The 14,892-nt window shown below is 48.0% G+C and carries 16 protein-coding genes; 15 read left to right on the top strand and 1 reads right to left on the bottom strand.

Annotated features, from left to right (window positions below; translation table 11 throughout):
• Positions 1 to 9 precede the first annotated feature (9 nt).
• The 9 genes from NE473_RS12670 (at position 10) to NE473_RS12630 (ending at position 10,931) form a co-directional block, all read left to right on the top strand.
• Complete coding sequence (locus tag NE473_RS12670; RefSeq protein WP_055649087.1) at positions 10 to 1,404, top strand: MATE family efflux transporter; 1,395 nt, start codon at positions 10 to 12, stop codon at positions 1,402 to 1,404.
• A 105-nt stretch (positions 1,405 to 1,509) separates the two neighbouring features.
• Positions 1,510 to 2,760, top strand: coding sequence for a C40 family peptidase (locus NE473_RS12665; protein WP_006774567.1), 1,251 nt, complete (start codon positions 1,510 to 1,512; stop codon positions 2,758 to 2,760).
• Between the two features lie 64 nt (positions 2,761 to 2,824).
• Positions 2,825 to 4,033 (top strand): helix-turn-helix transcriptional regulator, encoded by a 1,209-nt coding sequence (locus tag NE473_RS12660; RefSeq protein WP_055649088.1) that lies wholly within the window; start codon positions 2,825 to 2,827, stop codon positions 4,031 to 4,033.
• Positions 4,034 to 4,148: 115 nt separating this feature from the next.
• On the top strand, positions 4,149 to 6,080 hold the full coding sequence (gene baiCD, locus NE473_RS12655) for a bile acid Fe-S flavoenzyme BaiCD (RefSeq protein WP_055649089.1): 1,932 nt from the start codon (positions 4,149 to 4,151) through the stop codon (positions 6,078 to 6,080).
• Positions 6,081 to 6,143: 63 nt separating this feature from the next.
• On the top strand, positions 6,144 to 8,084 hold the full coding sequence (locus NE473_RS12650) for an oxidoreductase (protein WP_006774564.1): 1,941 nt from the start codon (positions 6,144 to 6,146) through the stop codon (positions 8,082 to 8,084).
• Positions 8,085 to 8,153: 69 nt separating this feature from the next.
• Positions 8,154 to 8,390 (top strand): hypothetical protein, encoded by a 237-nt coding sequence (locus NE473_RS12645; protein ID WP_006774563.1) that lies wholly within the window; start codon positions 8,154 to 8,156, stop codon positions 8,388 to 8,390.
• Between the two features lie 159 nt (positions 8,391 to 8,549).
• A complete protein-coding gene (locus tag NE473_RS12640; RefSeq protein WP_055649090.1) occupies positions 8,550 to 8,966 on the top strand; it encodes a DUF3592 domain-containing protein in 417 nt (138 codons plus the stop codon).
• A gap of 177 nt (positions 8,967 to 9,143) precedes the next feature.
• A complete protein-coding gene (locus tag NE473_RS12635; protein ID WP_006774560.1) occupies positions 9,144 to 9,836 on the top strand; it encodes an iron-sulfur cluster assembly scaffold protein in 693 nt (230 codons plus the stop codon).
• A gap of 84 nt (positions 9,837 to 9,920) precedes the next feature.
• A complete protein-coding gene (locus NE473_RS12630) occupies positions 9,921 to 10,931 on the top strand; it encodes a GGGtGRT protein (RefSeq protein WP_006774559.1) in 1,011 nt (336 codons plus the stop codon).
• 122 nt (positions 10,932 to 11,053) lie between these two features.
• Here NE473_RS12630 and NE473_RS12625 read toward each other — a convergent pair whose 3' ends face one another.
• Complete coding sequence (locus NE473_RS12625; RefSeq protein ID WP_006781060.1) at positions 11,054 to 12,304, bottom strand: site-specific integrase; 1,251 nt, start codon at positions 12,302 to 12,304, stop codon at positions 11,054 to 11,056.
• A gap of 131 nt (positions 12,305 to 12,435) precedes the next feature.
• On the opposite strand from NE473_RS12625, the gene NE473_RS12620 reads away from it, so the two are divergent.
• The 6 genes from NE473_RS12620 to NE473_RS12595 all read left to right on the top strand — a co-directional run bounded on the left by NE473_RS12620 (position 12,436) and on the right by NE473_RS12595 (position 14,856).
• Positions 12,436 to 12,753, top strand: coding sequence for a DUF6431 domain-containing protein (locus NE473_RS12620; RefSeq protein WP_081034798.1), 318 nt, complete (start codon positions 12,436 to 12,438; stop codon positions 12,751 to 12,753).
• A 588-nt stretch (positions 12,754 to 13,341) separates the two neighbouring features.
• Complete coding sequence (locus tag NE473_RS12615; protein ID WP_006781058.1) at positions 13,342 to 13,593, top strand: hypothetical protein; 252 nt, start codon at positions 13,342 to 13,344, stop codon at positions 13,591 to 13,593.
• Between the two features lies 1 nt (position 13,594).
• Complete coding sequence (locus NE473_RS12610) at positions 13,595 to 14,014, top strand: hypothetical protein (RefSeq protein WP_007868904.1); 420 nt, start codon at positions 13,595 to 13,597, stop codon at positions 14,012 to 14,014.
• A 1-nt stretch (position 14,015) separates the two neighbouring features.
• Positions 14,016 to 14,225, top strand: a complete 210-nt coding sequence (locus tag NE473_RS12605) for a hypothetical protein (RefSeq protein WP_007868901.1) — start codon at positions 14,016 to 14,018, stop codon at positions 14,223 to 14,225.
• Positions 14,226 to 14,257: 32 nt separating this feature from the next.
• Complete coding sequence (locus NE473_RS12600) at positions 14,258 to 14,488, top strand: hypothetical protein (protein WP_007868878.1); 231 nt, start codon at positions 14,258 to 14,260, stop codon at positions 14,486 to 14,488.
• A gap of 143 nt (positions 14,489 to 14,631) precedes the next feature.
• Positions 14,632 to 14,856 carry a hypothetical protein gene (locus NE473_RS12595; protein ID WP_007868875.1) on the top strand — a complete coding sequence of 75 codons (225 nt, stop codon included), beginning with the start codon at positions 14,632 to 14,634 and terminating at the stop codon, positions 14,854 to 14,856.
• Positions 14,857 to 14,892 lie beyond the last annotated feature (36 nt).

Genomic DNA, 14,892 nt, shown 5'->3' with positions numbered 1-14,892 from the left:
AGTTTATAAATGAAGAAACCGATGACACAGGAGGAACGGTTTGTACAGATGATTGAAACGCCGGTTTCCACGCTGATCCCGCGGCTGGCGGTTCCAACCATCATCAGTATGCTGGTGACCTCAATCTATAATATGGCGGACACCTTTTTTGTCAGTCAGATCGGAACCAGCGCGTCCGGGGCGGTGGGCGTCATGTTCTCCGCCATGGCCATGATACAGGCCATCGGATTCACTCTGGGGATGGGGAGCGGGAACTACATCTCGCGTTCCCTGGGAGACCGAAACGGAGGGGAAGCGGATAAATCAGCGGCTACCGCATTTTTTACGGCACTGATAATCGGAATACTCATTACGGTCTTCGGACTGACCTTCCTGCGGCCGCTGGTATTCCTTCTGGGAGCGACGGAAACCATCGCTCCCTATGCGATGGACTATGGAATCTATATTCTGATTGCCGCTCCGTTTATGATGTCTTCCTTTGTCATGAACAACATTCTCCGTGCTCAGGGAAATGCCATGTATTCCATGATTGGAATCACTGCGGGCGGTATTTTGAACATGATTCTCGATCCTGTTTTAATCTTTGGATTTCACATGGGAATTGCCGGAGCGGCCGTTGCGACGATGGTGAGTCAGATGATCAGCTTTGGAATCCTGTTCTATCAGTGTAATTTCAGGGAAGGAAGCATCCGGCTGAGGCTTGCCAATTTTACACCCACCTGGAAGATGTATGGAGAGATTCTGCACGCCGGACTTCCCTCCTTCTGCCGCCAGGGTCTTGCCAGTGTGGCGACGGTGATCTTAAATTTTGCGGCCGGACCGTTTGGCGATTCAGCGATTGCAGCCATGTCGATTGTCTCCAGATTTATGATGTTCATTAACTCAGCTCTCATCGGTTTCGGCCAGGGCTTTCAGCCGGTATGCGGCTTTAATTTCGGTGCGAAGCGGTATGACCGTGTGCTGGAGGCGTTCTGGTTCTGCGTGAAGGTGGCAATTACGATGCTGACCTGTTTCGGAATCATTGCGTTTGCAGTCAGCCGTCCGATTATTACCGCATTCCGCCGGGAAGATATGGAGGTAATCCGGATCGGTACGCTGGCGCTGCGGCTCCAGATCTTAACGCTTCCGCTTCAGGCGTGGGTAATTATGGTCAATATGCTGACCCAGTCCATCGGATACGGGTTCCGCGCTTCGCTGGTAGCCATGGGACGCCAGGGACTGTTTTTAATCCCTTCCCTGCTTATTCTCCCGAGAATCTGCGGAATTATGGGGGTTCAGCTGGCTCAGCCGGTTGCGGATGTCTTTACCTTTGTACTGGCGACCTTCATTGTGCTGAGAGTACTGGAGGAATTGAAAGCCATGCGGGAGAAAGAGAACAGTAACAGAAAAATAAAAAAAATATAAAATATATAAAATAAGGGTTGAATTTTACCCATGGTTTCGGTTAACATAAGAGTTAGAGTAATTCTACATAAAAATTCCAAATGAAAACAGAGCGAAGGACCAGCGATGAATATAAAAATACAGTTTAGAAGCAATCATTTTCGGAAGTGGCTGAGAAGAATCGGCTGCAGTCTGTTAATCGGAAGTATGGTATGTACACAGACCGTTCCCGCCTGGGCGACATCCAAGGCGGAAAAAGAGAAAAAAGAGGCACAGCAGAAGCTGGACGAGGCCAAGAAAAAAGCGGAGGCAGCAGAGGCTAACAAGAACGCCGTCAGCGCACAGGTATCGAAGCTGACCTCAGATTTAACGGCTCTGCTCACCGATATCCAGTTCCTGGAGACGGATATCGCTGACAAGGAAGCGGATATCAAGCAGGCGGAGATCGATTATGATGCCGCCAAAAAAGAAGAAGAAAAGCAGTATGCCGCCATGAAAAAGCGGATTCAGTATATGTATGAGAAGGGCGATACGGAGTATCTCGATATCTTTTTGCAGGTAAAGAGCATGTCGGACCTTTTAAACAAAGCGGAGTATGTGGAAAGCATTTATTCCTATGACAGGAAGATGCTGGATACGTATCAGGAGACGAAGCAGCAGGTGGCCGACTATAAGGCGCAGCTGGAGAATGACAAGGCTGAGATGGAGGTTATGGAGCTGGAGCTTCAGGGGCAGAGATCCCAGCTGGAGACCACCATCGCCAATAAGAAGAAGGAAGTCAGCAATTTTGACGCCCAGTTAGCCCAGGCGAAGAAGGATGCGGCGGATTATGCCAAGACGGTAGAGAAGAAAAACCAGGAGATCCAGAAGGCGAAGGAGGAAGAGGCCAGAAAGCAGAAGGCGGCCGAGGAAGCCAGAAAGAAGGCAGAAGCGGAAGCGGCAAAGAAAAAAGCGGCGGCCACGTCTACTTCTAAGAAGACATCGGCCAACGATAAGTATACCGGTCCTGCCGCGGTAAAGAGCAGCGGCGGTTCGGCAGAAGGACGCGCGGTTGCGGATTACGGTTTGCAGTTTGTTGGAAATCCCTACGTATACGGCGGGACGAGCTTAACCAACGGAGCTGACTGTTCCGGATTTGTGCAGCAGGTATACAAGCACTTTGGCTACTCACTGCCGAGAAGCTCTTCGGAGCAGCGTTCTGCGGGACGCGAGGTGTCTTACTCGGAGGCGCAGCCGGGAGATTTGATCTGCTACGCCGGCCACGTTGCGATCTATATCGGAAACGGGCAGATTGTTCACGCCAGCACGCCGTCGACAGGAATTAAAGTCGGTACGGCTACATACAGGACGATTTTATCAGTCAGAAGAATTGTATAGGCTGAGGATGCACTGCGAGGGCCATCCGGTGCGGGATAAAATCGTATAAAGTGAGATTAATCATATGAAACAGCAGAATGACTGGTATACGGGCATCAACCATTATGACAATTATGTGGAGAAGGAGATCGGGATCGAACGCCGAAGCATCGACGGGCCTACCGAACCGTATCTCCATGAGCGGGTGGAGCTCTTCTATGTGTTGTCCGGAAAGGGCACCATATCGGTAAACGGGTATGCCTACGACGCGGTGCCGGGCAGTCTGTTCTGCTTGTATTCCCATCACTTCCACCATGTGGAGGCGGTGGAGGAGAAGCTCGATGTGGCGGTGATCCGGTTCCACATCGGGCTTTTTATGTATATGAGCTGGGAACGGCATCCGAAGCATGCCAACGCCCGGCTGGTGTATGATACGAGGCCTGTGGTACAGCTCTCCGGGGAAGAGAGGGAAGAGGTGGAGGCGCTGGTGAAAAGCCTTCTTCGTGAGGAGAAGGAGGCCCGGTTTGAGCGGCTGAATATGATTGAGTACAAGACACTGGAGCTGCACGCTTATTACTGCCGGTACGCCTATGAGGAAATCGGGAAAAGGCCGCGAAAGGAGCGGACCGTGTGGAGTATGATTGAGAAAGTGATACTCGCCACGGGAGAGGATATTACGCTGGAGGATATGACGGAGGAGGAAGGGATCAGTCCAGAAACGCTGAACCGGAGAATGAAGGAGGCATGTGGATTTACCTTTTTTCAGCTCAAACAGTTCGGTAAGGTGATCAATGCCTGCGCACTGCTGCATTTCCCGGAATTGTCCATGGAATATATCAGTGACCAGCTGAATTTTTCTTCTGCCGCCGCATTTTACAAGGTATTTAAGCAGTACTGCGGGATGACTCCTCGGGAGTATCAGGCGAAAAGCATCGGGATTATGCCGCCGGGGAGCGGGGCCGGTCCGGCGATGCAGTTCCTGCAGTATATTCATATTCATTTTTCCGAGGATATCACCCTCCGGGATTTGTGTGAGAAGTTCTGTATGAAGCCATATACGGTGAAACAGATTTTTAAACAGGTGTTTGGGAATCCGTTCGAAGAGCTCCTGGCTCAGGTTCGTGTCTCTTACGCCTGCTCCTTTTTGCGGACGGGGGACAGGACGGTTCTGGAAATAGCATCTCTCTGCGGATTTAATTCCCATTCCACATTTCTGCGGCATTTTAAGCGCTGGATGAACCAGACGCCGGAGGAATACCGGGAAATAATGAGGGAGAGAGGCGCCGGAACATGAGGCCGGCGCGGCCTGACAAAAAATGATAATAAAACTTCATAATGTGAATATATAGGGAAGCCCTTCTTTGCTATAATGGATGTATCACGTTCAATATGCGAAGGAGGTTTTTTCTATGTATGACAGATTATTTTCTCCGGTTACGATCAGAGGCCTGGAACTGAAAAACAGGGTGGTTCTGCCAGCCATGGGTACCCGTATGGCAGGGGAAAAGGGAGAAATTACACCGAGACTCGTTGCTTACCATGCAGCCAGGGCGGCCGGAGGCTGCGGCTTAAACATTGTGGAGGTAGCCGCGGTACATACGCCCAGTGCACCGGCACACTTTGTGTCCATCAGTGATGACAGCCTGATTGAGGGGCATAAGAAGCTGACGGATGCCATCCACCAAAACGGCGGAAAAGCAGCGATCCAGTTATGGCAGGGATCCATTGCCACCACATTTGACCCCAGAGCAGAGATGCTGGTGGTCAACGATATGGAATTTGCCGGAAAGAAGCTGACGGCTATAACACCGGAAGGAATCCGGGAGATCGTGGAGTGCTATAAACATGCGGCGGCGCGTTGTGTGGAGGCGGGATACGACTGCATTGAATTCCACTGCGCTCATAACTATCTGCCTCATTCCTTTTTAAGCGGAGGCCTTAATCACAGGACGGACGAGTATGGAGGAAGCTTTGAGAAACGGTCGAGATTTCCGCTGGAGTGCATCAGGGCGATCCGCAGCGCCATTCCCGGGGATATGCCGCTGTTCATGCGCATCGACGCTCACGATGATTATCTTCCCGGCGGCCTGACCATCGAGGAAGTTATCGAATTCTGCTGTATTGCAGGAGAAAATGGAGTGGACGTTCTGGACGTGTCCAGGGGAAATATCATCACAGCCGGTTCGGTATATGAGGTTCCGCCCATTGATATTCCGAGGGGTTTCAATGTGGAGAATGCCGCGAGAATCAGAAGAGAAACGAAGATGGTGACCATTGCCGTAGGCCGGATCAATACGGCGGAGCAGGCCGAAGAAATTCTGGAGGCGGATAAGGCCGATCTGATTGTCATGGGAAGAGCCCAGCTGGCCGATCCGGAGTTTTGCAACAAGGCGAAGGAGGGCAGAACAGAGGATATCATCCACTGCGTCGGCTGTAATCAGGGCTGCTATGATGGATTCTGTGATTTAAGGAACAGGCCGTTTATCACATGTCTGAGAAATCCGTGCCTGGGGCATGAGGAGGAGTGGAAGCTTACGAAGGCGGAGACATCGAAACGGGTTTATATCGCAGGCGGAGGAATGGCCGGACTGGAGGCGGCCCGGGTGCTTCATGAGCGAGGGCACCAGCCGGTTATCTTTGAGGCGGGCGACCGTCTGGGAGGTCAGTTTATCACGGCGGGCCAGGCTCCGGGAAAAGCGGAGATGAAGCAGGCAGCCGTCTCCTTTGGGCGGCTGGTGGAACGGTCCGGTGTGGAGGTTCGCTGCCATACGCCGCTCACCGCAGAGCTTATTCAGGAAGAAAAACCGGATGCCGTGATTGCGGCCATCGGATCGGCTCCTGTTGCGCTTAAGCTTCCGGGGAGTGAAAAGAAAATGGTCTGTCAGGCCAACGCAGTTCTGGAGCATGAAATAGAGCCGGAAGGAGACGTATGCGTGATCGGAGGCGGTTTGGTGGGGCTTGAGACCGCAGATGCGCTGGCGGCAGCCGGACACGCTGTGAAGGTGCTGGAAATGAAGGAGAAAGCGGGGGAAGATTTAGGCATGCTCCGGAAGCTTGCCGTGATGCAGAAGCTTGGCGGTGAAGGCGTGGAGATAATCACAAGCGCCTTATGTCTCGAAATTGATGAGACCGGAGTCGTAGTCGATACACCGGAGGGAAAACGGACTGTGGCCTGTGACAGTGTAGTTCTGGCTGTGGGATCCGTCTCCAGGGACAGCAGTGCATTGAGAGAAGCCTGTGAGAGCGCCGGAATTGAGTTTACTGTCATTGGCGATGCGAAACAGGCAAGGCGGGCGATCGATGCGGTGGCGGAAGGTTTTGAGGCTGCGAGAAGCCTGTAGGCAGAGAATGCGGAGCTTGTTTTGCCGCAAATAGAGCGTTCAACAGAAGAGGAGGAATGATCCATGAAATCCAGATTACTGGAAGAACTGAAGATAGGGTCCATGACTGTTAAAAATGCCGTTTTTATGGCGCCCATGTCTCTCGGATACGAGAGTCCGGACGGGACGGTCAATGAGACGATGCAGGAATACTGGCTGGCAAGAGCCAGAGGCGGCGTTGGCTGTATCATTACCGACGCGCTTTCTGTCGACCCGGATGTGCCGTATCTGGGAAATACTCTGTGCTTTAGAAATGAAGAGAGCATTGCATCCTACCGCCGTTTTACAGACAGAATCCATGAGTACGGGACAAAAATAATTCCGCAGATCACCCATCCGGGGCCGGAGAGCGTCAGTGCATTCCGGGGGATACCTCCTGTGGCCAGCAGTGTTTACTTAAATTCCATGGCTCAGAGGACAAGGGCTGTAACGCTGGAGGAAATACCCGGAATCATACAGAAATACGCAAAAGGCGCATACGATGCCAGGCGTGCCGGTTTTGACGGGATTGAACTGCACTGTGCGCACGCCTATATGCTGTTGGGATCATTTTTATCGCCCATGAGAAACAAACGGACGGACCGTTACGGCGGAAGCCTGGATAACCGGGCCCGCCTGCTGTGCGAGGTTCTCGATGCGATCCGGGAGGCCTGCGGCCCTGATTTTCCTGTTATTCTGCGAATGTCGGGAAGCGAGCGGGATGAACAGGGCAATACACTGGAAGACATGAAGTATCTCGTCCCTGTTTTGGAACGGCACGGAGTGGCTGCGTTTGAAATCAGCGGGGGAACCCAGTATGAGCGGTGCAATAAGATTATTCCGTGTCACGGAGAGGTGCAGGGCGTCAATGTTCCGGAGGCAGAAGCGCTTCATGAGGCTGCGTCAGTCCCGGTTATTGTGGTGGGTAAAATTAATGAACCGCGCTTTGCCGGGTATCTCGTTGATTCGGGGAAGGTGGACGGTGTAGTGCTGGGGCGTGCCCTGATTGCGGATCCCGACTTTGTAAATAAGATGGAAGCCGGAGATTACGAAGGAATTGCACCGTGTGCGGCCTGTGCTATCGGCTGTGTAGGGGAACAGACAAAACGTCACCCGGCCTCCTGTGTGATCAATCCGGCGGCAGGAAGAGAAAAAGAACTGGAGCTTACAGCGGCGGAGCAGCCGAAACGAGTGGTGATCGTGGGCGGCGGAATCGGCGGAATGGCCTGCGCCAGGGCATTTGCGGTACGCGGCCATGAGGTGGTACTTCTGGAGCGGGAAATGGAGCTGGGAGGCCAGATGCGGCTTGCCTGCATTCCACCCCATAAGCAGGAACTGAGCAAGTGGATCGTCTATCTGGAGCATGAACTGGAACGGCTGTCCGTAGACGTCCGGCTGAATACGGCAGCCGACAGGGCTGTCATAGACGGCCTTGCTCCCGAGGTGCTGATTCTGGCCACCGGCGCCAAAGAGATGCTCCCGCCGGTGCCGGGAATCGATCCGGAACAGGCCGTGACGGCCTGGCAGGTGCTGAGTGGGGAGACGGTAATCCCCGGAGGAAATGTTCTGGTGGTCGGAGGCGGTATGGTAGGGTGTGAGATCTGTGAATATCTGATGCATCAGAAACGTGGAAGCCTTCATATTACCATGATTGAGATGGCGGATGAAATCGGAGCGGGCATGGTGGTGAATAATCGGGTGCCGACTATGATACGGCTGAACCGGCCGGAGATTACCATGATGACCGGAACGAAGCTGATGTCCGTAAACGGCAGTGATGTGACCGTGGAAAGGCATGGCGTGCAGGAGACGTTTGGCGGATTTACCCATGTGATCTATGCATGCGGTGCACGTCCGGCCAGAGCGCTTTTTGATGAACTGAAAGAGGCTTATCCGGAGGCTGTTTTAATCGGTGACGCCTCACAGCCCGCTCAGGCACTGGAGGCGGTGAGGCAGGCTGTGGAGACTGCGGTCCGGCTCGGATAATCGGTGAAAAACCATTGAATCACAGGTGCTTCTGATGGTATAATGGAAGCATAAAAGGAGGACGTGCCTATGAAACGATGGTTGGATACTGCAGACGAATATATAACGACCTGGAAGATCCGTGATGTGGCACTGCTGAAGCTTTGTGTCTGTGCGGCCGGCTTTCTGTTGGGAATGGAAATTCCCCGGCGGCACCGGAATAAGGCGGCAATAGCAGCCAGTGTAGTTTTTTCGGTAACGTACGTGATGATTATGCTCCCATTTTTAAAGCGGCTGGAAAGAAACGGGAAGGCGGAAGAGGTTTAAAAAGGGGTGGTCAGAAAGGGACGGTCGGAAAGGAATTGGAAACAGGGGGTTTGTGCTGCCCGGCGATGCCGGGCAGCATTTCATATCATGGAAACGTGTCTCTGTGATATACTTTTTAACTGTTTTACGTATTAAATTATGAAACCGGGAGGATTAACCATGAAGTGGCTGGGAACAATCTCGCTTCTCTTTTTTGCCGTGATAGCGATCAGTATTGGATATATGAATTACAGTCGGATGTCGGAAAAGTGGCAGAACTGTACAGCAGATACGGAGGGAATTATAGTGGATTTTGATTCGGAAATATCTATGTCCAGCAGCGATAAAATTCTATATCCGGTTGTCAGGTATTTTGTAAACGGGAAGGGATATCAGATTACCTCCGGCAGCGGGACCAACAGACAGAAGCTGAAGGTGGGAGATACTGTCGCGGTCCGCTATAATCCGGATAAACCAAAACAGATGCTGATCGTTGGATATAATACGAAATCAACAATCTATCTGTGCATGGCAGTGATGGCTATGGGCGTGGTTGTCCCTTTTTTCTCAATGATATTGATCTGGAAAAAACAGTGATTTTTTGATATGGGAAGGAAACGTATGAAACTGTATCGCAGCCCCCTTAATATTACAGGGAAATCCAAAAAATACTTGCGGAATTCGACATTCTGTGAGAGAATATAGCTAAGTATGATGTGATATATTTAACAAAGTACTTTTCACAATTATTACTTATTCGAAAGGAGTTTTAACATGATTTATTCACAGGAAGTAGAAGAGATGTGCACAGTGGCACAGGGCGTTCATCACGGCGCTGCTCCAATCCCAGAAGAAGCAAAATGGGTAAAATCTAAAGAAGTTAAAGATATCTCCGGTTTAACACATGGCGTTGGCTGGTGTGCTCCTCAGCAGGGCGCATGTAAGCTGACTTTAAATGTTAAAGAAGGCATCATTCAGGAAGCACTGGTAGAGACCATCGGATGTTCCGGTATGACTCACTCCGCTGCTATGGCTGCTGAGATTCTGCCAGGTTTAACCGTTTTAGAAGCGTTAAATACAGACCTTGTCTGTGACGCAATCAATACAGCAATGAGAGAATTATTCTTACAGATCGCATACGGCAGAACCCAGAGTGCATTCTCAGAAGAGGGACTTCCTGTCGGTGCCGGACTGGAAGACTTAGGAAAGGGACTTCGCTCTCAGGTTGGTACCATGTACGGAACCTTAAAGAAAGGTCCTCGTTACCTTGAAATGGCTGAAGGTTATGTAACCGGTATTGCACTGGATGCGGACGATCAGATCATCGGCTATCAGTTTGTAAGCCTTGGAAAGATGACAGATTTCATCAAGAAGGGCGACGATCCGAATACTGCATGGGAGAAAGCAAAGGGACAGTACGGCCGTGTTGCTGATGCTGTTAAGATTATCGACCCAAGACATGAATAATGGGACAGGCCGGAGTCATACATATTCGTTCCGGTTTTCCATCTGCAGAATTTGACATAGCCAAATAACAAGGAGGACAAGATAATGGCTTTATTTGAATCATATGAGAGACGTATCAAACAGATCAATGAAGTATTAAACAGCTACGGAATTGCTTCTATTGAAGAAGCTGAGAAGATCACAAAAGATGCTGGTTTAGATGTATATAAGCAGGTAGAATCCATCCAGCCAATCTGCTTCGAGAATGCGAAGTGGGCCTATACTGTTGGCGCAGCCATCGCAATCAAGAAGGGATGCCGTAAGGCAGCAGATGCAGCAGCAGCAATCGGTGAAGGACTTCAGTCCTTCTGTATCCCGGGTTCCGTTGCTGATCAGCGTAAGGTTGGTTTAGGCCATGGAAACTTAGGCAAGATGTTACTGGAAGAAGCGACCGACTGCTTCTGCTTCTTAGCAGGGCACGAGTCCTTCGCAGCAGCAGAGGGCGCGATCGGTATCGCAGAGAAGGCCAACAAGGTTCGTCAGAAACCATTAAGAGTTATCTTAAACGGTTTGGGAAAAGATGCCGCTCAGGTTATCTCCAGAATCAACGGCTTTACTTATGTAGAGACTGAAATGGATTACTACACAGGCGAAGTAAAAGAACTGTGGAGAAAGTCCTACTCTGAAGGCTTAAGAGCAAAAGTTAACTGTTACGGTTCCAATGACGTAACAGAAGGCGTTGCAATCATGTGGAAGGAAGGCGTTGACGTTTCCATTACCGGTAACTCCACCAACCCGACCAGATTCCAGCATCCGGTTGCAGGTACCTATAAGAAGGAATGTAATGAGAAGGGCAAGAAGTACTTCTCCGTAGCTTCCGGCGGCGGTACAGGACGTACACTTCACCCGGACAACATGGCAGCAGGTCCTGCTTCCTACGGTATGACAGATACTATGGGACGTATGCACTCTGATGCACAGTTCGCAGGTTCTTCCTCCGTTCCGGCTCACGTAGAGATGATGGGTCTGATCGGTGCAGGCAATAACCCGATGGTTGGTATGACGGTTGCGGTTGCGGTTAGCATTGAGGAAGCGGCAAAGGCTGGGAAATTCTAAGAAATCCAGTAAAATTAAGGATTTAAGATGTTGTTAAAAGTAGAAAAAAGTAGGGAAATGTATGTAACTCATACATTATCCCTACACTACTTCTACACCCATATTCCTACACTAAAAACAAGCTATTTTATTTTTTCTATATCTTCTCTCAGCCATTCCAAATCGCGGACAGTATAAGTAGATTCTGTTATGTCTTGTATGGTATGTCCAACCATTTCTTTAAGTGCATACTCATCCATACCGGATTTTTTCCCCATCGTAACAAAGGTTGTTCGTGGATCATGAGGTCTATGATTCGGGTTTAGATTCAATTGACTAATCACTTTTTCAAAACGATTAGCGTATTTGTCGTACGTTACAGACCAGGAACCGGAATGTGTCTGTCCTTTATCATTAAAAAGATATTCACTATTGATAGAAATTGCAAATTTATAATTACGTTCAACGAATTTTAGGATTCTTGGATGAATAGGAACTATCCGTTGCTTCCCTGCTTCTGTCTTCATTCCAGCTTGCATATACCTTTTTTCTAAATTGACCTCGTCCAACCGTAAGGTAGCGAGTTCTTGCGGGCGCCAACCCATATAACATTGAATGAGAATCCAATCAGCAAATTTTACATTATCAACATTTTGCCACAAAACTTTCATTTCATCATCGGTAAATGGAAAGTGTTTTTTCTTGTTTTTCTCTATTTCAACAATAATGTCTCCAGAAATTTCAAATGTTCTTGCATAATTCATAGGAACGATTTCATACTCAAGAGCGTAGTCAAACATAGTATTAAATAAAGATTTTATTCTGGATTTTGTACTTGGTGATGGATGGATTTTTTCTCCTTTCTTTTTTCCTCTCGTTTCGATTCGAAATCCCTCTTCCATACATCCTTTAATGTGTCGAGCCCTAACATCTTTTGCGCGCATATCGTATATGGAAGAACAATATGTCCATGCGGAATTTACAGAACGTATATAAGTATCAGATGCATCTTTTAAGTATTCACTGAGCCATTTTTCATACAGTTCCTTTATCGTAATATCTGGTTCCAGATCATACGGGTTTTTATTGTATTCCACCAGGGCCGTATATGCATCATTGTACGTTGGAAAATATGACTCCGGTTTTAATGGTTTACATATTGGACGTCCGGTGGATGTCTTTCCAACTGTGACCATAGCTCGAAAGGGGTTCCTGAGATTACGATTTTTGATTTCGCTTATCTGTCCGAAACCGTTAGGAAGTCGCCTTCGCTTGTTATTTTTGCTTCGAGGCTTTCGTTGTTTGATATCGGGTTGTAGCGGATAGCCACAATGCGGGCAGAAAGTAGCTTTATCGCTAACCTGTAGATCACACTCGGGGCATTTTATCAACATTCTCAATACCTCCTTAAATATTTTATAAATCGAGATTTTTGTGCGGCAAGGTTGATTTATCATTAGTAATCATATATGATAGTGTAGGAATTGTCAACTCCTACACTTAAACTTTTTAAAGGGATGGGTATATGGTTAGCAATGAGGAATTAACCTGCCGGAATTGCGGAGTAAGGTTAAAGAGGTACGATAATGTATTGAGAATTGTTCGGACTAAAGGAAGAAAAACTTCATGGGTAAAAGTAAATCGGTTTCGTTGTCCTTCCTGCGGACAGATACGCAGAGAATTGCCGGATTATATTTCCCCTTATAAGCAGTACGAAGCCGAAGTGATTCGTGGCGTACTAGAGGGATTCATTACCTGCGAGACATATGGATATGAAGATTATCCATGCGAGATGACGATGGCTCGATGGAAGAATTCGCAAGAATTACAACTCCTTTTGTGAAAGACAAAATCGAAAGGAGATTCAGGATGTCAAAAGAGGAAAAGCACTTACAAACTAAGATTCGTATATTCGAGGATATGCTTTTACGATGTAAGAATTTTGGTCAGGCAGAAGCGATTCAAATTGAATTGACAAGAATGAGAGCAAAACTACAAAAATTGTATTTCAAGAGAATGGAGTCCTAACAAGGGCTCTTTCTTTTTTATCGTTTGGAGAACTATTTTTAAAGGGATGGGGAGAATGGTTAAAAATCAAAAGAAGCCGTTGGTGGCGGCTTCTCGTGATGAATTACTTTGTGTAGCATTGCCTGCAATTCATAGGCTTTTTGGTGTCTTTATTCTTCAGAAGGAAAACCAGGTACTCGGGTAAAAGTTTGGATTCCTCTTTCGGCTTAAAGCACTTAGAATAAGAGACGTACTGCTTTTTGACCAATGACCATCACCTCCATCCCTTTAAAAATAGTTCTCCTTTCGATACTTTACATTCTAACTGTGGTTTTTCATTCAGTCAATGTAAATAGCCACCGAGGTTGTTTTAACAAATTGCGGTTCTTATCCTAGAATAGCCGTTGAAAGGAGGTAACAGCCAATGGAAGAAATTATATTTGCGCCGGGGTCTGTTCCGGTAGCGGTCGTTGCCAGGGTGTATGGGAAAGATGCTTCCTGGGTTCGAGCCGGTATCATATCCGGATGGCTTCCTATTGGAAAGGCTACTAGAAACGGAAAGTTGATTACCAACATTGAAGAGATGAATTCGAAGTATGGACGCATTAACTTTTATATTTCTCCGAAGCGGCTCTGGGAAGAAACCGGATATTTATGGAAAGGAGAGAAGCGTTAATATGGGAACAACGATTCGCCCGGAATTATCTGAGAAAAATCCATATTGGATTGAACGTCATCGCTACTATGAACTGAAGCATTTCTGTTTACAGTATCCGATATGGAAGAAAGCATACGCCGCCCTGGATGGGCTTAGCCGGCGGCCTTCTGATATGGAAGTATTTTCAAAGAACGGGGTGGTTGGCGATCCGACTGCTCGATGTGCAGAAGCTCGATCTCACTATTTAGAGCGTATGAAGACGGTCGAGCAAGCGGCGATTGCGACAGATGCAGAGTTATCCACTTACATTTTAAAAGGAGTAACCGAGGGATGGTCCTACGATATATTGAAAGCTAGGTTAAATATTCCATGCTGCAAGGATGTTTATTACAACTTGTACAGACGATTCTTCTGGTTACTGAATAAAGTGAGGGATTGAAATGAAGATTGTAGACATAGCAGTCAAAAAAGTCTATCGCTTCAACTGTCCGAATTGTCAAAGTCGATTGGAGGCGGACAGCAAAGAGGTGGTGGATATCGGAGGAAAGGTGTGTAAATTCCATTGCCCCGTGTGTCGGAAAGAGCGATATATTGCCTGGTCCGACATGAGAAAGAAGATCGTGTATGAGGGCGAAGGAACGCAGAAATAACATCTCCTATTGTGAAAGGAGAGTGACACATAATGGAAGAACTTATGAAAATCAACGCGAAAATTAGAAAACAACAAATTGGTAGACTGTTTGCGGCTGGGGTATGTGCGTGTTGCGGTATTGGATTGTTAGCGAGTTATAGCTACCAAAAAGGTATCACGGCGTGCCAAAAATCAATAGCAAAGTTTTACCCAGATGAGTATGAATCTTTAACAGCGAAGGTTTTAGAAACATTTGAACGGGAAGGGGTTACTAAATTTTAAGAGATTGAGCCAGCAATGGCTCTTTCTTTTTTATCCTAGGTTAAAACACAGTACCAAGGTATCCGAAAGACATGCTATGTTGATATTTGAAAAAATCCCGGGTGGGAAATCTGGAAAAAGGTTTTTGAAAGGAAGAACAAAATATGGAGCTGGTTATTTGCATTATCGTTGGTATTGTTATCGGAATTGTCTTCGGACGACAGGTATTCCGAAGGGATGTCGTTGGTTCGCTGCGGGTTGATCAATCCGATCCGGACAGCGGACCTTATTTGTTTTTGGAGCTGTCCCATAAGGGAGCGGATGCGATATATAAGAAAAGATATGTAGTCTTGAAAGTCAACATCAAAAATTATATTTCGCACGAATAACAAGTCCTTTTATGGAGCAGTTAATGAATTCACGAA

It is taken from the genome of Hungatella sp. SL.1.14, assembly GCF_024460495.1.
GTDB classification, from domain to species: domain Bacteria; phylum Bacillota; class Clostridia; order Lachnospirales; family Lachnospiraceae; genus Hungatella; species Hungatella hathewayi.
This window is presented reverse-complemented; position numbering and strand designations above follow the sequence as displayed.